Origin of the sequence: Paraburkholderia sediminicola, from assembly GCF_046027825.1 — a bacterium.
Taxonomy (GTDB): Bacteria; Pseudomonadota; Gammaproteobacteria; order Burkholderiales; family Burkholderiaceae; genus Paraburkholderia; species Paraburkholderia sediminicola_D.
This window is the reverse complement of record NZ_JAQQDU010000069.1, coordinates 1-19,123: the sequence shown is the minus strand read 5'-3', so window position 1 is coordinate 19,123 and position 19,123 is coordinate 1. Positions and strand designations below refer to the sequence as shown.

Annotated in this window: 19 protein-coding genes; 7 read left to right on the top strand and 12 right to left on the bottom strand. The window is 61.5% G+C overall.

The features are described 5' to 3' along the window. Positions 1–200: 200 nt before the first annotated feature. The 3 genes from PQQ96_RS29840 to PQQ96_RS29830 form a co-directional block, all read right to left on the bottom strand. Positions 201–1,025 (bottom strand): AraC family transcriptional regulator, encoded by an 825-nt coding sequence (locus tag PQQ96_RS29840; protein WP_408299266.1) that lies wholly within the window; start codon positions 1,023–1,025, stop codon positions 201–203. 228 nt (positions 1,026–1,253) lie between these two features. Next, entirely contained in the window at positions 1,254–2,180 is a 927-nt protein-coding gene (epsC, locus tag PQQ96_RS29835; protein ID WP_408299264.1) for a serine O-acetyltransferase EpsC, read from the bottom strand. A gap of 127 nt (positions 2,181–2,307) precedes the next feature. Continuing rightward, positions 2,308–2,541 carry a hypothetical protein gene (locus tag PQQ96_RS29830; protein WP_408299263.1) on the bottom strand — a complete coding sequence of 78 codons (234 nt, stop codon included), beginning with the start codon at positions 2,539–2,541 and terminating at the stop codon, positions 2,308–2,310. 347 nt (positions 2,542–2,888) lie between these two features. Between PQQ96_RS29830 and PQQ96_RS29825 the strand changes: the two genes are divergently transcribed. Together PQQ96_RS29825 and PQQ96_RS29820 are read left to right on the top strand one after the other, a co-directional pair. Next, on the top strand, positions 2,889–3,341 hold the full coding sequence (locus PQQ96_RS29825; protein ID WP_408299308.1) for a DUF3005 domain-containing protein: 453 nt from the start codon (positions 2,889–2,891) through the stop codon (positions 3,339–3,341). 208 nt (positions 3,342–3,549) lie between these two features. Continuing rightward, positions 3,550–4,155, top strand: coding sequence for a short chain dehydrogenase (locus tag PQQ96_RS29820; RefSeq protein WP_408299261.1), 606 nt, complete (start codon positions 3,550–3,552; stop codon positions 4,153–4,155). A gap of 112 nt (positions 4,156–4,267) precedes the next feature. On the opposite strand, the gene araD is transcribed toward PQQ96_RS29820, so the two are convergent. The 7 genes from araD to PQQ96_RS29785 form a co-directional block, all read right to left on the bottom strand. Then, the gene (araD, locus tag PQQ96_RS29815) at positions 4,268–6,007 is read right to left on the bottom strand and encodes an L-arabinonate dehydratase (RefSeq protein ID WP_408299259.1); all 1,740 of its coding nucleotides are present in this window, start codon (positions 6,005–6,007) and stop codon (positions 4,268–4,270) included. An 89-nt stretch (positions 6,008–6,096) separates the two neighbouring features. Continuing rightward, entirely contained in the window at positions 6,097–7,026 is a 930-nt protein-coding gene (locus PQQ96_RS29810) for an ABC transporter permease (protein ID WP_408299257.1), read from the bottom strand. After that, positions 7,026–7,913, bottom strand: a complete 888-nt coding sequence (locus PQQ96_RS29805) for an ABC transporter permease (RefSeq protein ID WP_408299255.1) — start codon at positions 7,911–7,913, stop codon at positions 7,026–7,028. Before PQQ96_RS29805 ends, PQQ96_RS29810 begins: the two co-directional genes overlap by 1 nt. Continuing rightward, positions 7,910–8,989, bottom strand: a complete 1,080-nt coding sequence (locus PQQ96_RS29800; protein ID WP_408299253.1) for an ABC transporter ATP-binding protein — start codon at positions 8,987–8,989, stop codon at positions 7,910–7,912. Before PQQ96_RS29800 ends, PQQ96_RS29805 begins: the two co-directional genes overlap by 4 nt. A gap of 142 nt (positions 8,990–9,131) precedes the next feature. Continuing rightward, positions 9,132–10,301 (bottom strand): extracellular solute-binding protein, encoded by a 1,170-nt coding sequence (locus PQQ96_RS29795; RefSeq protein WP_408299251.1) that lies wholly within the window; start codon positions 10,299–10,301, stop codon positions 9,132–9,134. A gap of 292 nt (positions 10,302–10,593) precedes the next feature. Beyond that, on the bottom strand, positions 10,594–11,538 hold the full coding sequence (locus PQQ96_RS29790; RefSeq protein ID WP_408299250.1) for an SMP-30/gluconolactonase/LRE family protein: 945 nt from the start codon (positions 11,536–11,538) through the stop codon (positions 10,594–10,596). 108 nt (positions 11,539–11,646) lie between these two features. Beyond that, positions 11,647–12,588 carry a dihydrodipicolinate synthase family protein gene (locus PQQ96_RS29785; protein WP_408299248.1) on the bottom strand — a complete coding sequence of 314 codons (942 nt, stop codon included), beginning with the start codon at positions 12,586–12,588 and terminating at the stop codon, positions 11,647–11,649. A gap of 566 nt (positions 12,589–13,154) precedes the next feature. Here PQQ96_RS29785 and PQQ96_RS29780 point away from each other — a divergent pair. After that, positions 13,155–13,859: a helix-turn-helix transcriptional regulator gene (locus PQQ96_RS29780; RefSeq protein ID WP_408299307.1), complete on the top strand. Its 705-nt coding sequence runs from the start codon at positions 13,155–13,157 to the stop codon at positions 13,857–13,859. Here PQQ96_RS29780 and PQQ96_RS29775 read toward each other — a convergent pair. Then, positions 13,843–14,160: a helix-turn-helix domain-containing protein gene (locus tag PQQ96_RS29775; protein ID WP_408299246.1), complete on the bottom strand. Its 318-nt coding sequence runs from the start codon at positions 14,158–14,160 to the stop codon at positions 13,843–13,845. The genes PQQ96_RS29780 and PQQ96_RS29775 overlap by 17 nt on opposite strands. A 154-nt stretch (positions 14,161–14,314) precedes the next feature. On the opposite strand from PQQ96_RS29775, the gene PQQ96_RS29770 reads away from it, so the two are divergent. Then, positions 14,315–14,908, top strand: a complete 594-nt coding sequence (locus tag PQQ96_RS29770; RefSeq protein ID WP_408299244.1) for an acyl-homoserine-lactone synthase — start codon at positions 14,315–14,317, stop codon at positions 14,906–14,908. A gap of 221 nt (positions 14,909–15,129) precedes the next feature. Here PQQ96_RS29770 and PQQ96_RS29765 read toward each other — a convergent pair whose 3' ends face one another. Beyond that, on the bottom strand, positions 15,130–15,819 hold the full coding sequence (locus tag PQQ96_RS29765; RefSeq protein ID WP_408299243.1) for a FadR/GntR family transcriptional regulator: 690 nt from the start codon (positions 15,817–15,819) through the stop codon (positions 15,130–15,132). A 290-nt stretch (positions 15,820–16,109) separates the two neighbouring features. On the opposite strand from PQQ96_RS29765, the gene PQQ96_RS29760 reads away from it, so the two are divergent. The 3 genes from PQQ96_RS29760 (at position 16,110) to PQQ96_RS29750 (ending at position 19,076) form a co-directional block, all read left to right on the top strand. Further along, on the top strand, positions 16,110–16,577 hold the full coding sequence (locus PQQ96_RS29760) for a universal stress protein (protein ID WP_408299241.1): 468 nt from the start codon (positions 16,110–16,112) through the stop codon (positions 16,575–16,577). 383 nt (positions 16,578–16,960) lie between these two features. Continuing rightward, positions 16,961–17,617: a helix-turn-helix domain-containing protein gene (locus tag PQQ96_RS29755; protein WP_408299305.1), complete on the top strand. Its 657-nt coding sequence runs from the start codon at positions 16,961–16,963 to the stop codon at positions 17,615–17,617. A 130-nt stretch (positions 17,618–17,747) separates the two neighbouring features. Then, positions 17,748–19,076 carry an SUMF1/EgtB/PvdO family nonheme iron enzyme gene (locus tag PQQ96_RS29750; protein ID WP_408299239.1) on the top strand — a complete coding sequence of 443 codons (1,329 nt, stop codon included), beginning with the start codon at positions 17,748–17,750 and terminating at the stop codon, positions 19,074–19,076. The last annotated feature ends 47 nt before the right edge of the window (positions 19,077–19,123 follow it).

The window sequence follows — 19,123 nt, the reverse complement described above, 5'->3', positions numbered from 1 at the left end:
TTACTTTCTTTGCCGCCGCAAAGAAAGATAAGCAAAGAAAGCGGCTCGCCCCGCTAGCTCATAAGTGGGTCTCCCGCGCAGTTGCGGTAGTGGTGCATCTGGAATCTGTGCTCTCGCACATTCAGCCGGAGTGACAAGGGAGTCATTCTTCCGGCGGCGCTGCGCGCGCCGACGCGCAATTCATAAACCCCTTCGCTGCGCTATGCGCGAGTGGCGGACGCATAGTTCGCGGGTGTAATTCCCAGCAATCGCGCGAACGCGCGTGTCATGTGACTCTGGTCGGCAAAACCCGATGCGGCTGCCGCATCGGCTAGCGTCGCGCCACGTGCGATCAGTTGCCGCGCAAGTACCACCCGGCGCTGCATCCTGTATGCGTGCGGCGGCAACCCCGTCTCGTGCGCGAAGCCTCGTAGCAATTGGAACCGACTCATGCCCGCGTCAGCGGCGAGATCGGTTAGCGTCAGCGGTGACGAAGGATCGTCGTCGATGCGAGCTCTCGCTCGCGCAATCGGACCCACCGACTGGGCCAACCGCGAGCGTGTTTGCGTGGTCGCGTGGGTCCGAATCAGATACCCAAGCAGTTCGAGCATCGCCTCCTCCCGGATCAGATCGTCCGGCACGGTTTGCGCGTCCACCGATACCGCGAACAGGCGCTCAAAGAGCACCTTCAGCAATGGGTCGTGTACCGCCGGTTGCGTCAGTTCGATCTCACGCGCAGCCACCCCATTCAACTCGATGGCGACGTCGGCCAGCATCCGCGGTTCGAAATACAACATGCGCCACGCTCGGCCGCGTTCGTCGAGTGGGCTGCCGTCGTGCACCTCCCCCGGATTCACCATGATCGCGTCGTTCGCCCGCGCTTCAACCACGCCGCGTCCACTCGACGACCGGTGCCCGCCCGCCACGATCACACCCACCCCGAACCGGTCATGCGAATGGCGCGGAAACGAATGCGCCGTTTCGGCCACCGTCGCTTCGACGCCAGCTATCGCGCAACGAGGCATGTGAACGCGGCCGCGTGACATGGTTCGCTTCTCAGAAGTTAAGGAGGGATCCGCGCAACATATTGCGCGGCAACGTGCGCGGCGATTCGCTTTGCGGCATACGCAGCGAAACGTACCGCGAACCGCACGTCGAACTGCAGCGGGGTTTGCATGCCGGATTACGCAGCGAACCGTGCATAGATCGCCAGAGCAAGGCGCACGCCGAGCCGCGCAGCACACTACGGAACGACCCGCGCGGCAGCCCGTTCATCAACCGCGCCCCTCGTCCGTGCGCTCGCCCTCGCGGATCTTGCCTTGCGATACGCTGCTGCCCGGCGGCACGCTGTGCGTCAGCCACACATTGCCGCCAATCACCGAACCGCGTCCAATGGTCACGCGGCCGAGTATCGTCGCGCCGGCGTAAATCACGACGTCGTCTTCGACGATCGGATGGCGCGCGTTGCCCTTGACCAGGGTGCCGTCAAGGTCGGCGGCAAAGCTCTTGGCGCCAAGCGTCACGGCCTGGTAGACGCGCACCCGCTCGCCGATGATCGCGGTCTCGCCGATTACGACGCCCGTGCCGTGGTCGATAAAGAAACTCGGGCCAATCGTCGCGCCCGGGTGAATGTCGATGCCGGTCGCCGAGTGCGCGATTTCGTTGATGAAGCGCGCGAGCAAGGGCACGCCAAGGCGATGCAGCGCGTGCGCCAGACGATGGTGCGTCATCGCCCACACGCCCGGATAACACAGCAGAATCTCCGTGATGTGCTGCGCGGCCGGGTCGCCGGTGAAAGCGGCCTGAATATCGCTGACCAGCAACGCGCGAATACCCGGTAACTGCGTGCCGAATTCGCGCGCGACGTCGAACGCGCGCGCCTTCAGATCCTCATCGGGCGTTTCTCCAAACTCGGGCAGAAAGCGCAAGGCGCGGCGAATCTGTTCGGCAAGCAATCGCAATGTGCTTTCGAGCGTATGGCCGACGTAGTAGTCAACCGTTTCGTCAGTTAGATCGGGCGCGCCGTAGTGTGTCGGAAACAGCGCCGCGCGCAAGCCGGTGACAATGCTGGTCACCGCATCGCGCGACGGCAGCTCGCGAATGCCAAGCGGATGCCGCGTGCGATGCAATTCTTCACGCGACGCACGCAAGTCCGCGACGATCTGTTCGAGACCCCAGTTCTGGGAAGGCACGTTAGGCATAAAAGGACGGCGCCGTGCGCGAGGCACGGTTCAGAGTGATTGTCTCAAGAGATTACCGCGTTTTGCCGCGGCCCGCGCAGCGCCGCACGGCGGCCCGGTATGCCAGGCCACGCTCGCCGGATGCGCTTCAGATGGTCACGCTGCTCGCGTCGATCCAGCGCACCGCCCAGTCGCGTGCGTGCGCGATGGCGGTGGCTTCGTCAGGAAAATGCAAGTCTGCAGGAAAAAAACGGTTGGCGACCAGTTCGCCGTCGCTCGAGCGGGAGATGACCACGTAAGGTTGCCAAGTACCATCGCGCGCGCGCGCCGGCGCGCAATTCAGCAAGTAGCCGCGATGTGTGAATGCAGCATCAAAGTGCATGTGTCACCCGCCCTGACGGCCCCGTAAGATGTTTTGAGTGGCGCGTGTCTGTTCGGCGTTTGTCCACTGTCAGGCCATGTAAAAACAGCCGGACGCATGTCGTCAATTTAACCGCGCTTCGCTCGTCGGAGTAAGATCATACTCTGTAGAAAATAGGCGTCCATTAAAAAAAACGAAAGGAATCCCGGACGCAATCGCCAGGTGAAAATGCCCGCATGCGTCACTACGCATAACCGTGAAGCAACTGCGGCGCAAGCGCGGTACAACTCACGCACACAAAGAAGTTGTGCGAGGCGGAACGGGTTTTGCTGCACTTCAACCATGTCCTCTTCAATGGAGAACGCATGATGAACAGCGATATCAACAAGCCAGCAGACGTCAGCAAAAATCCGGGCGCCACCAACCCGCGCACGGCGGAACTGCATAACGACCGCACCCACGACAGCACGGTCGACACCGACGGCAAAAATCTCGAGGCCGCCCGCATAGCCGGCTACAGCGCGATCTCGCCCGACGAAATCACGACGACCAACGCGACCCTCATCAACAGCGTGCCCGAGGCTCACGACGGCATGGCCGGCTTCGACAGCCGGGTTGGCGGAAATCATCTGCTGCTGGCGCTAGAACCGGGCTACACGGTCATCGACAAAGGCATGGTTGAGCCACAGGGCGCCGAGTCAGACGAGGATCTGTTCGACGACCCGCTCTCGATCCGCGCCCGTCGCGAACGTGGCCGCATTCATTACGCCCTCAATCACCTGCGGCCCACTCGCGTGATCGAATTACATCGGTCGAAATAACTATTCGCGCTGCGCGTATTCGTTTGAATTGCGCCGCTTGCACCGATTAATCAGGCAATTTCAAAATGCGCACCGTTTGAATGACGGTGCGCATTTCGTCACGGATTAGAAACTCAGGGTTGCAGGACCTGCGAACCGAACAGGCTTTTTCCGCCCACCGAATGCCGACACAATCGACTGCATGTCCAATACCAGAGCGGAGCAGCAGATGAAAAAGATCGTCGTAATAGGCGCCACCGGTACGGTCGGCCACGCAGTGAGCGCGGCATTGAAAGCGCGCCACGAAGTCATCGAAGTGGGCGCGACGCGCGGCCAGTTTCGTGCCGACAGCACCGACCCGGCCAGCATCGAGCGACTCTTTGGCGAAATCGGCAAGGTCGACGGCGTCGTCACCACCACCGGCAAGCTGCATTTCGGCCCGCTGCCGGAGATGAGCGCCGAGCAGTTCTGGGTCGGCCTGCGCGACAAGCTGATGGGTCAGATCAACGTGGTACTGGGCGCCCAGCGGTACGTGAACGATGGCGGCTCGTTTACGCTGACGAGCGGCATTGTCGGCGACGAGCCGATTCGCGAAGGGGCGAATGCCACCACCGTCAATCTGGCCCTGGAAGGTTTCGTACGCGGCGCCGCGATCGAATTGCCGCGCGGTATTCGCATCAACGTGGTGAGCCCGACGGTACTGACCGAATCGCTCGAGGCTTTTGGGCCCTACTTCCGCGGCTTTGAGCCGGTGAGCGCCGAACGTGCGGCTCAGGCCTATCTGCGCAGTGTGGAAGGCGCGCAAACGGGCCGTGTGTATCGCGTGGGGTATTAAGGTGGGGCATTAAGCAAGGTCACGCGATGCGGTCCACCCGCATCGCGCCCCCCCTCTTGCGTGTTGCCGCTCTATGGCAGCTTCACGACTCTCTCGACGGCCCTCAGAAAACTCAGTGAATCTCCGGCTCGCCGGTTGCATCCGCTTGCGCGCCGCCGCGCTGCAGGAAATCGAAGTCACAGCCTTTATTCGCCTGCAGCACATGCACCTGATGCAAGGCGCCATAGCCACGCGTAAAACGCGGCTCGGGCTTGACCCAGGCGGCCTTGCGGCGCACCAGTTCTTCGTCGGATACGAGCAGGTTGAGCACGCGTCGCGGCACGTCCAGCTCGATCCGATCGCCGCTTTGCACCAGCGCAAACGGCCCGCCGATAAACGATTCCGGCGCGACGTGCAACACGCACGCGCCGTAACTCGTCCCGCTCATCCGTGCATCCGATATACGCACCATATCGCGCACGCCCTTTTGTAGCAACTTCCGCGGAATCGGGAGTTGTCCCCACTCGGGCATACCCGGAGCGCCCACCGGCCCCGCATGCTGAAGCACGATGACGCAGTTTTCGTCGATGTCGAGCGCTTCGTCGTCGATGCGCGCAGCCATGTCGTTGTAGTCCTTGAACACCACCGCGCGGCCGGTGTGCACGAGCAGTTGCGGCTCGGCGGCACCGGGTTTGATCACGGCGCCGTCGGGCGCGATATTGCCGCGTAACACCGCAAGGCCGTTATTGGGCAGGAGCGGCGCGCTGCGGCGGCGGATCACCTCGTCGTTGAAAATCGTCGCGCCTTCGAGGTTCTCACCGAGCGTGCGGCCGTTCACGGTTTTCTGCGAGCGGTCGATCAGATCGCCCAACTCAGCAACCATGGCTGGCAAACCGCCCGCGTAGAAAAAATCCTCCATCAGGTACGCGCCGGTCGGACGAACATTCGCCAGCACCGGCGTGCGGCGCGAGATCTCGTCATAGCGATCGAGCGTCAGTTCGATGCCGGCGCGGCGCGCGAGCGCGATCATGTGCACGATCGCATTGGTCGAACCGGACAGCGCGAGGCAGGTGGTCACGGCGTTGTCGATTGAACCGGCGGTGATCAGGTCGGATGGCTTCAGGTCCTCCCACACCATCTCGACGATCCGCATGCCGGTTTTCGCGGCCATCTGCGCGTGCCGCGAATCCGCTGCGGGAATGGAGGCAAACCCGGGCAGCGTAAAGCCGAGCGCTTCGGCAGCACTCGTCATGGTCGACGCGGTGCCCATGGTCATGCAGTGTCCCGGCGAGCGCGCGATACCGCCTTCAATGCCTTGCCAGTCCGCTTCCGTGATGGTCTCCGCGCGCAACTCGGCCCAGTACTTCCAGACATCCGAACCGGAGCCGAGCGTCACGCCGTTCCAGTTGCCGCGCAGCATCGGACCGGCCGGCAGAAAGATCGCCGGCAGATTCATCGAAATCGCGCCCATCAGCAAGGCGGGCGTGGTCTTGTCGCAACCGCCCATCAGCACGACGCCGTCGGCCGGATACGAGCGTAGCGTCTCCTCGGCTTCCATCGCGAGGAAGTTGCGATAGAGCATCGTGGTGGGCTTCTGGAACGGCTCAGAAAGGGTCTGCACGGGCAGTTCAACCGGAAAGCCGCCCGCCTGCCAGATGCCGCGCTTCACTTCCTCGACACGTTGCTTGAAATGCGTGTGGCAAGCGTTGATCTCGCTCCACGTGTTGAGGATCGCGATCACTGGCTTACCCGCGTATTCCTCGCGGCTATAGCCCATTTGCGCGGTGCGCGAGCGATGGCCGAACGAGCGCAGATCGTTCACGCCGTACCAGCGGTGGCTGCGCAGTTCTTCAGGTTTCTTTCTCGTCGTCAACGTCTGCTCCACGATGTCACTTGCCGTCCCAGAAGGGCACTTCCTTCGGGGCGTGCTTCAGTGTCTCAGTGCCTCGGTGCTTCAGCGCTCTAGCGCTTCTGCTCCTTCACGCGCGACACGATCTGCGTCGGGCTGACGAATTGCAGCGCGATCAGCACCCAGATCAGCGTGATCGCCATGTAGATCATCGCCATCGCGTCGATCGATTGCGGTGCGCGCACGCCGGTTGAAAATACAGCGTAGTACAAGGCGACCACCAGCGTTTGCGTCGCGGGACCCGCCGTGAAGAAGGTGAGTTCGAACATGCCGATGGTGCGCACCAGCACCAGCAGCCCGGCCGCCAGCATGCCGGGCACCAGCAAGGGCAGCAGCACGTAGCGGAAATAGCGAAACGTGTTCGCGCCGAAAATGCGCGCCGCCGCTTCGAGATTGGGATCGATCTGCTCGATGAACGGCGTCATCACGAGGATCACGAACGGCAGCGCCGGCACGAGATTCGCAAGAATCACGCCGCCCAGCGTGCCCGCAAGGCCGACCTTGTACATCACGGTCGCCATCGGAATACCGTATGTCACGGGCGGCACCATCAAGGGCAGCAGGAAAATCAGCATGGCCATGCGCTTGCCGGGAAACTGCACGCGGGCGAGCGAATATGCCGCTGGCACGCCGAGCACGACCGACAACACCACGACCGCGCCGACCACTTCGACAGTGACCCACAACACGCTGGCCAACTGGAAATCACTCCACGCCTGCGCGTACCAATGCAGCGTAAAGCCTTGTGGCAACAAGGTGCCGAACCAGCGGGTCGCCACCGAATTCACCGCGACGGTCGCAATCAGCAACAGCACGTTGACGAGAAAGAACACCATTGCGCCCCACACCAGCACATGCCAGATGCGGCCCGGCACGCTGGCGCGCTGCTTCACGCGCTTGCTGGGTTGCCGGGCGCCGTGGTTGTTTTCGTTCGGCGCGGACGCCGACCACGAAGAATGCGCCGCGTGGTGATCGCTAGCCATCAGCCTTTGCCTCCCGTCACCGGACCGCTGTAGAAGAAGCGGCGCGCGCCGAGCATGGCGGCAACCACTAGCAGTTGGACGAAGCCCATCACCATCGCAATCGCGGAAGCAAGCGAATAGTCGTAGCTTTCGAACGCCGCTTCGGCCGCGGCAATCGACATGACGCGCGTCGGGCCGGCAGGCGCGCCCAGCAGCACCGCGGATGGAAACACCGAGAACGCCTGCACGAACGACAAACACGCGGCCATCGTTAAACCGGGCATCAGCAGCGGCAGATAGATGCGACGAAACTGCTGCCACGGGCTCGCGCCGAGCGTGGCGGCAGCACTCGCGAGCGTCGGATCGATGCCGGTCACGTACGAGAGCGTCAGCAGAAACGCAAACGGAAAACCCGACACGATCAGCGAGATCAGCACGCCCCAGAAGTTATGCGTCAAACGCACTTCATCGGTGTAAAGATGCAGGCCTTGCAACGCCTGCGGAAACCAGCCGTTCGGGCCGAAGTACGTGAGCATGCCGTCGGCGATCAGCACGGTGCCGAGCGTGACGGGAATCACCAGCAGCGTCGTGACGAGTTTCTGATAGGGCGAATTGCGGCGCAGCGCGAACGCCACGGGAACCGACAGGCCGACATTGATCAGCGTCGCGGGCACCGCGAGCTTGAGCGTGACGAGAATGGTCGGCCACATCGACGTGTCGGTAAAGAACGTCAGATAGTTGGCCCACAGGCCACCGCCGTTCATCGGCCGGAACGACAGCACCAAACCATACGCAAACGGGTAGATGAACAACGCGACGATGAAGATCAATGCCGGTGCAACCAGCCACGCTTTGGCGTCGCGCGGCGCAAATGGTACGCGTGGCGGCGACAGCGTGGGCGTGTTCATACCGCCTCTCCGTCATAGACAAGGGTGCGTGACGGCGGCACGCGCAAGCTGATGCGTTCGCCCTCTTCGAATTCGCCCGCGATACGCGCCCACAAGTCGCCAAACGCGGTCTTCACCCGCAGCAGTGAATCGTGGCCGCCGTATTCCACTGTTGTCACCAGCGCGTCGAAGGCGTTTTCCGCGCCGGGTGCTGCACGCTCCATATCTTCCGGGCGCAACGCGACGCTCACGCGCTTGCTGTTGAAACCCGCCATCGGCGTGCCGATCAACCGCACGCCGTTCGCGCTCACCGCCACCCCATCGCCTTGCGTGCCTTCGAGCGCGAATTCAGTCACGTTGCGGTAGCCCATGAACCGCGCGACATGCAAATTCTGCGGCCGCGTATACACCTCTTTCGGCGTGCCGACTTGCTGCACCACCCCTTCTTTCATCACGACGATGCGATCAGCCATGGAAAGCGCTTCGTCCTGATCGTGCGTCACATAGAGCGTCGCGCGTTCGAGCTGGCTATGGATGCGGCGAATCTCAGCGCGCATTTCGATGCGCAGCTTCGTATCGAGATTCGACAGCGGTTCGTCCATCAGGATCAGCGGGGGTTCGATGACGATCGCCCGTGCAATCGCCACGCGCTGCTGCTGACCGCCCGACAGTTGTCCGGGCAGTTTGCGTTCATGTCCGACCAGTTGCACGAGCTGCAACGCTTCACGCGCACGCCGCATGGCTTCGCTTTTGCCGACGCCACGCATCTTCAATCCGAAGCCGACGTTATCGAGCACGCTCATGTGCGGAAACAGCGCGTAGTTCTGGAACACCATGCCAAAGCCACGCTTTTCCGGCGGCAGCACGTCGATGCGTTTATCGTCGAGCCAGATGCCGCCGCCACTTAGCGGTTGCAAACCGGCGATGCAATTGAGCGCCGTCGATTTGCCGCAACCCGACGGTCCAAGCAACGCAATGAACTCGCCACGCAGGATATTCAGATCGAGCCCTTGCAACGCCGCGACCGCCTGGCCTTCCGCATTCGTGAAACTGCGGCTCACCGAATCGAGCCGCAACTGTTCAAAGTAATGCTTCATGGCGGTGTCCTGGTACGCGTGACGCTTGAATCGCGAAGGTTCAATCGAATAGATGCGCGTGATGCTTCATGCCGGTTTCCTGCGTGCATGGCACGTGAACCTCTGCGGACCGAACGGGCGAGCGCACGGTCTCATTCAGCGACTACTTGGTCTTCTGCGCGCCGATGTCGCTGTCCCACTTCTTGAAAGCCGCGACCATCGCGTCGGCATTCAACGGCAAAACATGTGGACGCTCGGCCAGCAGCTTCGCGTACTCCGGCCGGCCGTATTTCTTCAGCACATCCTGGCTGTGCGCGGGCGCCTGCTCGATGCTCACGCCCTTGATCGCCGGACCGGGATAGAAATAACCGTCGTCATAAGTCATAGCCTGCTGCGCCGGTTCGAGCATGAAGTTCATCAACTTGTAGAGCACGTCGAGCTTTTCCTTCGGCACGCCTTTCGGAATCACCATGTAGTGCGCGTCGTTCACCCACGTCATGTTATCGAATGCCTGCACGCGGAACTCCGCCGGCACAATGCCGAGCGCGCGCGGATTGATGTCCCAGCCAGTGACGGTCACGGTCATGTCGCGCGAGCCTTCACCGAGCTCCTTCATCACCGCCGACGTGCCGCCTGGATAGTAAGGAATGCAATCGTTCAGTTGCTTGAGGAAGGCCCACGTCTTGTCCCAGCCGTGAATCGGGTCTTGGGGATCCTTGTCCCCGAGCACGTATGGCAGGCCCATCAGAAACGTGCGGCCCGGACCGGAGTTCGCCGGCCGCGCGTAGATCAGTTTGTCCGGATGCGCCTTGCACCATTGCAGGAGTTGCGCAGGTGTTTTGGGTGGATCGCTGACTTTTGCGGGGTTGTATTCGAGAAGCGGACCCGCCGGCATATACGCGACTTCGAGACCGAAGCCTTGTGCGAGATCCTGCATCTTGCGCGGACCGGGCGCGTATTTGTCGAGCACGCCGGGGAACGCCGCTGCATTGTCCGGCAACAGTTTCATCCAGAGATTCTGTTCGATGCCGGCGGCCAGTGCGTCGGTGCCGGTGAGGACGAGATCGATATCGGAGCGGCCGGCGGCCTGCATTGCCTTGATCTTGCCGGGCAACTGCGGGGCGGGCGCGTTGGTGAACGTGAGATTGGCGACGAGATTCGGATACTTCGCCTTGAAGGCCTCGAAACCCTTCTGGGTGAGTTGAAGATCGCCCGCCACGTCGACGATATTGAGCGTTACCGGATCGGCCGCGTGTGCGGCGGATGCCAATGCGGCACTAGCCGCGAGACTTACGGACACCAGCCTGAGCGCCAACCTGCCTGAAACAGTCATTGCGTCTCCTCGCTTCTTGGTATGGAAGTCCGCCGGTCCGATGCGCTGCTGGCGGTGTCTCTCTAACTCTACCAATGGAACATAGCGAAGCGGAACTGCCGATGTCAAGCAAATGCTCGCCACGTCGCTTTGCTCGGGAAACGGGCTACTTTGGCGTGGAATCTTTATGACTCAATGGTTTACGTGTTTTATCCAAGGGCAAACCCGGACTCGGAAAGCCGATGGCGCAGCCGTTTGTCAGGCAACCTGCATTCAGGTCCGTGCATTCAGGCTGCGCGCACGCCTCGCGCACTCACCCGCCCTGGACGCCCTGCGTATTCACAAACAGCGAATACAACCCATGACTTGCCGCCATGAACAACCGGTTGCGATGGCGTCCGCCGAAGCACACGTTCGCGCAGCGCTCCGGCAACGCAATATGGCCGATCGGCTCGCCTTGCGGCGTGAAGACGCGCACACCGTCGAGTTCGTCGGTGCCCATGCCCCAGCCGCACCAGAGATTGCCGTGGGTGTCGACGCGAAAGCCGTCCGGCGTGCCCGGGCCGGCGTCGATCAGCACGCGATTGTTCGACAGCGCGGCGCCAATACCACCGGCGTCGACGTCGAACGCGCGAATCTTGCGCGGCACACCACGCGATTCGACGATGTACAGCACCGACTCGTCCGGCGAAAACGCGAGGCCGTTCGGGCCCAGCACGTCATCGGCGACCATCGTCACTTCGCCGGATTGGCCGTCGATGCGGTAGACGCATGCGGGCAGTTCCGACTCCTGCTGCTCACCCTCGTAAAAGCTGTCGATGCCGAAGGTCGGATCGCTGAACCAGGTCGAACCGTCCGACTTCACGACCACGTCATTGGGCGAATTGAAGCGCTTGCCACGATAACGGTCGGCGAGCACGGTAATCGAGCCGTCGTACTCGGTGCGCGTGACGCGCCGCGTCAGGTGCTCGCAGGTGACAAGGCGGCCCTGGCGGTCGCGCGTATGGCCGTTCGCATTGTTCGACGACTGGCGAAACGTGGTCACCGCACCGCTAGTTTCGTCCCAGCGCAGGATACGGTCGTTGGGAATGTCGCTCCACAGCAGATAGCGGCCGTCGCCGAACCAGACCGGCCCTTCCGACCAGCGGGCGCCCTGATACAGACACTCGACGGACGCGGACGCCAGGATCAGCGACTTGAAGCGCGGATCGAGAATGCGGATGGAGGGATCGGGATAGCGTCGGCTGGTGTCGGTCATGCGTATGCTTTTGGGTGATGGAAGTGGATGGGTAAGCAGGCTGAATCCGGTGCGCCCTGCATGCCGCTGCGCGGCGCAAGCGCCCACGCTTTCGACGCCATGACGACGTCAATGCAACGAGGGTTTCTGCGCGAACTGACGCTCCAGCGCGAGCAGGACCTGCGTGGCATGATCGATCTTCGCATGATGTTCGGGCGGCGTCGAACTGAGTAGCGGCAGGATCGGACCCATGTCGGCAATCTTCGAGAACGTGAGCGCATCGTGCAGCACGCGGATCAGCGAGATTTCGTCGCGCAGGGTTTCGAGCGGCAGGAGAGCGTCATGGAGACGCTGCGCCGTGTCCGTATCACCCGTTCTGACGGCTTGCAGCAGGGCCATAACCATGTGCGGCGCAATGCATCCCGACCCCGTCGTCCATGCGGCAAGACCAAACTCGCGCAGATGGACGAGGGCAGGCCGCTCGCCCATGCCCGACACCACTTTGGCCGCCGGCACGGATCGCAGCAGGCGGCGCAGATAAGGATCGTCCGCAGGATTGTCGCGGACGATCGCGTATTTGACGGCCAGCAGCGTGCCGCGCTCGATCAATCGCGCGAGCGCGTCGAGCTCCACGTAGTCTTCGCTCTTGATGTACAGCGTGAGCGGGATGCCCGCCGCATCGACGATGCGTGTGAGTCCCGCCTCCACACCTTCGGACGTCGTAAAACCGCTCAGCGGCAACACCATCGCCGTGCGATAACGGGTTTGCGCGAGGATGTGGGCCTGATCTAGCATTTTTCCGTAGTCCGGGCCGATCGCCGGAATCACGCGCGTGCCCGCACCCGCGGCGTCGGCCAGCAGATCCAGCAGTTCCCGGTACTCGCTGACGGCCACGTGATAGAAGTTCGCATTGCCGCCGTACAGCAGCGTGCGCACGCCGCCAGCCTCGATGTGGCGGATCAGCGCGCGATTTTCAGCGGCATCCAGCGTGTAATCGGCCCGGCGCGCGAGCGGCGGCACAGCCATGACCGAAGCAGCGAGCTCACTGTCGAGGATCGGGGACTCGTTCATGACGCCTCAAACGCACCAGGACTGGACGTTCAAGGTAGCATCGGGCTCGCAATGTTGTCAAACAACCTGGCCGCAGATGTCACTACGTCGCCATGAGCCAAAGTGGACGCGAGGGCAAAGTTGGCAACGTGCAGCGCCTCGCTTTCGTATGATAAAAGCGCGCGGCACGCGGGCGTTCGCGAATGATGGAGGGCAATGCGGAATTGCCAATTGGACAATTAGCGTCGTTTCCCCTGAATTCCGCCATGCATCGTCATTAAAACTGGTTTGACAATAATGCTGCCGATCAAAAGCATCAAAAACACTACTACGAGAAAATTACCCACTTTACCGACTCACGAATGTTAATTCGGTCAAAAAATCCGATATAAGGAGTAACTCGTTGGCGTCTTTGCAGAACCGCTGCTGGGCCGATGTTTTAGAAATCGCACTCGGCCTGTAAAATAATTTTTAGTGATAGATTGTGACCATAAAAACAGCCGGCCAGGTTGCCGTACCGCAATTAACCGCAACGAGACGGTTGCGAGTCTGAGAGATCCAAATTGTCGCTACATTTTATCGAGGAAATGGCGCCGCTACTGAACGCCGCAGATGAAGCGGAATGGTTCAGTGCGATCGCGGGCCTTGCCGAGACGTGGGGGTTCGACAGAATTCTGGTCGCCATGCTGCCGCGCCCGACCATTCGCCTTGAAGACGCCTATGTGCGAAGCACCTACGCGCCGACGTGGCGACGCACTTACGACGAACAGGGTCTCGTGCACATCGACCCGACTGTTGCGCATTGCATGACACGCGCCGCACCGCTGATCTGGTCGCCCGACATTTTTACGTCCGCACCGCAACAATCGTTGTACGAAGAAGCCTGCCTGCATGGCCTGCGCGCCGGTGTCTCGTTGCCCATTCATGGGCCGAACCAGGAAGCCGGCATGATGTGCTTCGTCAATGACAGCAATCCGGCCGGCACGTTCTGCCGCGACGTCAATGCTGCATTGCCGAATCTGGTGCTGCTGCGCGATCTGGTGATTGACACCAGTCAGCGCCATTTGAATACGCACGCTCAGACTTTATTGCCCAAGCTCACGCCACGCGAACGCGAATGCCTGAAATGGACCGCGCGCGGCAAATCCACCTGGGAAATCTCCCATATCCTGAGCTGTTCGGAAGCCGTGGTGAACTTCCACATGAAGAACATCAGGACAAAATTCGGTGTGAATTCGCGGCGCGCGGCGGCCGTGATCGCCGCGCAGCTGGGGCTTATTGACCCGGGTTGAGCAAGGCAGCGGCGTCGCGGCTGTACAGCACCCGCTCGGCACGGCCCAGATCGGCATCGGAAACGGTTTTGGTGAAGTAGAGGCCCAACAGGATCGACACCGGCGCAGGAATCTCGGCGCCCGACTCGAACCGGCTGCCACGCGACTGCGTCACACCAAAGCGTGCCCAGAAGCGGCGCTGGCTCTCTTTCTTCTTCTTGCGATAGCCAATGATCAGGACGCGATCCACCGCCGAAACCGGCTCTGCCGGGCGGCTTTGGACCGAGGGTTGCGCTTGCCAGTGGTTTTCGAGAAGTTCCATTTTTGTGTCCCGTCGGTTGAGTGCTGAGGCTTATCTCGAATTCTGCGTTATCCGATCCGCATGCACACCTATCCAGGTAGGTAGGTGGCAAAACGATTCAAAATGCATAACTTTCCTTGCGTATTGGGTACCCCAACACGTTCAGGAGAACGTCATGCAAACATCGATCCGGATTGGAATGCGGCAGGAATTCGACAACGCGGACATCAATGAGATGTACCGCCTGCGGGCCCGGGTGTTTCACGGGCGGCTGGGCTGGGACATCCCGACCATCGCGGGCATGGAGATCGACGGCTACGACGCTCTCGGGCCACTCTACATGCTGATTCAGGACGATGATCGGCGGGTGCGCGGCTGTTGGCGTCTGATGCCGACGGAGGGGCCGAACATGCTTAAAGACACCTTCCCGCAATTGCTGCATGGCGCAGATGCGCCAATCGGGAGGCATATCTGGGAGCTGAGCCGGTTCGCAATCGAAACCGGCGGCGAGGAGCAGTCGTTCGGCTTTGCCGATCTAACAATGCAAGCGATTCGCGAGGTCATAGCGTTCGCCGAACGGACGGGCATCACACGTTACGTTACGGTGACCACTACGCCGATCGAACGGATGCTGCGCAAGACCGGGATGGATATCAGCCGGCTCGGGGCGCCCCTGCAGATCGGCGTGGAACGGGCCGTGGCGCTGGATATCGCGATCAGTCCGAAGACCCACACCGCCCTGTTCGGTCCGATGGCCGCTGCCGCCTGAAACCGGGAAGCGATGGGGGCGGCGCCGCGGTTACGGTTGCGTGGCAGCAGCCGACCGGCTGCTGCGGACCGGTCGCGGTTTGCCTGATCGCGGTTTGCCTGATCGCGGTTGCCTGATCGCGGTTGCCTCTTGCAGTTGCCTCGTTGCGGCGGACTGGCCGGACTGGCGGCGGTGGTTGCCTGGTATTTGCGGCCTGCTGGAGAGACGAGACGCGCGGGCTATCAGGAACCGAACATCCGCTCAAGCGCATTCTCAAGATGCGCGCGCATCGCCTTCCCTGCTGCGGGGCCGTCCTTGCGGCGGATCGCGTCCAGCACGGCAAGATGTTCGTCCTGCACGAGCCGCTGCCGCTCCACCGTCTTCACGAGCGACAAATTTCGAGACAGATTCATGCTGAACAGAATCTGTTCTTCGATGAATGACATCACCGTGATGAAAAACGGGTTCTTTGAAGCGCGCGCCACTGCCAGATGGAATATGAAATCGTCCTGGGCGCCGATGCCCCGGGTTTCGATGATGCGTTCCAACTGCTCCCACGCATGCTGGATCGCAGCGATGTCGTCGGCGTCGGCCTTGAGTGCCGCCTGCTCGGCCGCGCCCGCCTCGGTCACGATGCGAAATTCATAGCAGCGGCGGATGTCGGACAGCGTTTCGAGCGGCGCGAAGCGCCGCACATTCGGGTCCGGCCGGCGCGCCACCGTGGTGCCCGAGCCGTGCCGCGTCATGATGATCCCGTCCGCCCGCAAGCGCGCGAGCGCTTCGCGCACAGTCGGCCGCGATGTCGCAAAACGCTCAGCCAGCGCATGCTCGGTAGGTAGCCGCTCGCCTTCCTTGTACTCGCCTTCAAGAATGCGGTTGAGGATGTCGCCGTAGATCTTGTCGGGCAAGCCCGTCGTTTTGCGCTCGTTCATCAGCGGTGCTGAAGCAGCTTGTCTGAATAGGCTCTGATTGTAAGGCAAACCTGTCCCTATCTTGCTTTGATAGTTGCGCCATGACTTAACAGGAACACCGCAACCGCCTGCTGCACGGTGCGTGCCGTGTAAAGCGCCGCTATCAGAAAATTTGACAAATGTTTGATTTACATCCAGATGCGATGCATCTTTTTCAGCGATCATTTAAGCTCGCACCGGTAATAATTTGTCAATGAGCCCGGCCAGGTGCAACGGCCGCGGCATCCCAATCCCTCAGACGCGGAGTCGATATGTACACACGCATCCTTGTAGCGGTCGACGGTAGCCACACTTCGCGCCGTGCATTCGAAGCAGCGCTAGCGCTCGCGAAATCCACCGGCGCTGTCTTGCAACCGTTCTACGTCGTCGAAAACACGCCAATGTATTTCGAGGCGCCCGGCTACGACCCTTCCATTCTGCGTAACCGTCTGGTCGAAGAAGGCAAGGAACTCGGCGCGGAATTCGCTCAGGCCATGGCGGCGCAGGGCGTCAAGGGTGAGCTCGCCGTGAGCGAAGCCTCCTCGCTGGACGACGTTTCGGTGGTCGTGCTAAAAGCGGCCGCCGACTTCAATGCCGATCTGCTGGTGATGGGCACGCATGGCCGGCGTGGTTTTCAGCGCCTGATTCTCGGCAGCGTCGCAGAGCGCTGCGTGCGCCAGGCCAGCTTGCCGGTCCTGCTGATCCCATCTGCTGCAGGCAAGGAAAGTCAAGACGCGTGAAGGCGGGGTGACGTACCTTGCAACTGCGTGTGCTTGCCGTATGAGGCCGCACACGCAGAACCTCATCTCCAAAATAAGAGCAGAGCACGCTCTGCCACGATGCGTAGCAGTCCATATCCACAAGCAGCAACTCAAGGGTGACATTGCTCAAGATGCCTAACTGCGTGGACGCGTCATTTTGTCGCTAAACGGGGGGCATGGGCGGTGGGACAATCAGTCATCACCCTTACAAATGGCTGCAGAGCATGCTTACTCCTACCGCTGTTACTGGCTTCGCCGGCGTCGCCGCGTCCACTACGATTTCGTCGCCGGCACGTGGCGGGCGTCGTGCCGCGCCGGTGAGAGCCACCGCGCGCACAGCCGCGCGCTGTTCGAGCTGTTCGATGCGGGCGCTCTGCATGCCGCAAGGATTGTCGCCTGACGAACTCACGAAACTCGAAGCGCTCATTTGCACCGCGCGCTCGGTGCAGCGCGGCGAAGCGCTGTATCGCAGCGGCGACCGCTTCGACAGTGTTTACGCCGTGCGTTCCGGGTCCCTGAAAACCGTCATGGCGCACCGTGACGGCCGCGAACAGGTCACTGGCCTGCGTCTCGCCGGCGAAGCACTCGGCCTCGACGGCATCAGCGAGGACGTGCATGCATGCAGCGCCATCGCCCTCGAAGACAGCACCGTTTGTATCGTCCCCTACCCCGCCCTCAAGTCCCTGTGCCGCGAAATCAGTTCGATGCAGGACCGCCTGCACAAATTGCTGGGCGAGCAGATCGTCCGCGAAGCGGGACAGATGATGGTGCTCGGCTCACTTTCAGCGGACGAACGTGTGGCGGCATTTCTGCTCGACGTGTCGGAGCGCAACGCGCAACGCGGCTATTCATCCGCGGAATTCAACTTGCGCATGACACGCGAGGACATGGGCAGCTACCTCGGCATGACGCTCGAAACGGTGAGCCGCACCTTGTCAAGATTTCAAAAGCGCGGCCTGATCGACACACAAGGCAAACACATCCGGATCGTCGATCTGGAAGGCTTGCAGAAGGTGTAAGCCTACGCGCAGGACCTGGCCCACGCAGCCGCGTCCTCGCCTAGCGGTTTTTTAGCGCGCTTTCGCCTTGGCATGGCTCCTGCGAGCGGGTACAGTCTTTAGTCCGTCCCCCGCAAGGAGACTTGGCGAAATGAATCGCGACCCCGCCCCGCATCACCCGCTCATCCAGCGTCTGATCGACGCGCGTCAAGTGACTGACGCGCTGTTTTCCATCGTCAAACCCGAGTTTCTGTATGAACGGCCGATCCGCGAGCGCCACCGGATTGTGTTTTATATCGGCCATCTGGAAGCTTTCGACCGTAATCTTTTCGACCAACGTCTGTGCGATTTGCCGGCGTTCGATCCGCACCTCGACCAGCTCTTCGCTTTCGGTATTGACCCTGTCGACGGTGGCTTTCCGACCGATCAACCTGGCGACTGGCCGTCGCTCGACGCCGTGCGCGGCTACGCGCTACGCGCCCGCGAGCAGATCGACCTCGAACTCGATGCACTGAGCGACTCGGCGCGTGTTGGCCGCGAGGGTGCGCATGCTCAAGCGTCCGAGCAGTTGCTGAACGTCGCGATCGAGCATCGGCTGATGCATGCCGAGACACTTGCGTACATGCTCCATCAGTTGCCGCTTGCACAGAAGGTCACCGGGTTGCACGAGCCGGTTGTCACCCGTTCTGAACCGCGTGACGCGTTGTCGTCGATGGTCAGCGTGCCGGCTGGCGCAACGGTGCTCGGCATGTCGCGTGAGAGTGGACATTTTGGTTGGGACAACGAGTTCGGCGAAATGCGCGTTGACGTGCCGGCGTTCGAGATCGACCGCCATATGGTGACGAACGGCGCGTTTCGTGAGTTCATCGAAGCAGGCGGCTATCGCGAACCGACGTGGTGGACGGATAAGGATTGGGCCTGGAAAGAAGCCGAACATATCGAGCATCCCGCTGGCTGGTCGCAGCAAACCGGAAGCGATCAGAGCAGCGCGTGGATGCTGCGCACCATGTTCGACGACGTGCCGCTGCCGCTCGACTGGCCCGCCTACGTGAGCCACGCCGAAGCCAGCGCCTACGCGCGTTGGGCCGGCAAGAGTCTACCTAGTGAAGCTCAATGGCAACGCGCGGCACATGGCGCACCGCATGCGATGTCGGGCAATTTCGATTTTCGTAGCTGGGACCCGCAGCCGGTCGATGCGTCTCCGCACAACGTCAGCGCGTTCGGGGTAGAGGGTCAATTCGGCAATGGCTGGGAGTGGACCTCCACAGAGTTCGACGCCCTGCCGGGGTTCGAAGCGTTTCCGTTTTATCCGGGGTACTCCGCCAACTTTTTCGACGGACAGCATTACGTGATCAAAGGCGGTTCGGCGCGCACCGCGCAATGCATGTTGCGGCCGGCGTTTCGCAACTGGTTTCAACCGCATTATCAATATGTGTATGCGGGGTTCAGGTGTGTGAGGGAGCTGACAAACAAAGCGTAAGTTGATCGTCAAAACGGCCTTATGCTTTATTGCAAATACTGGCCGAC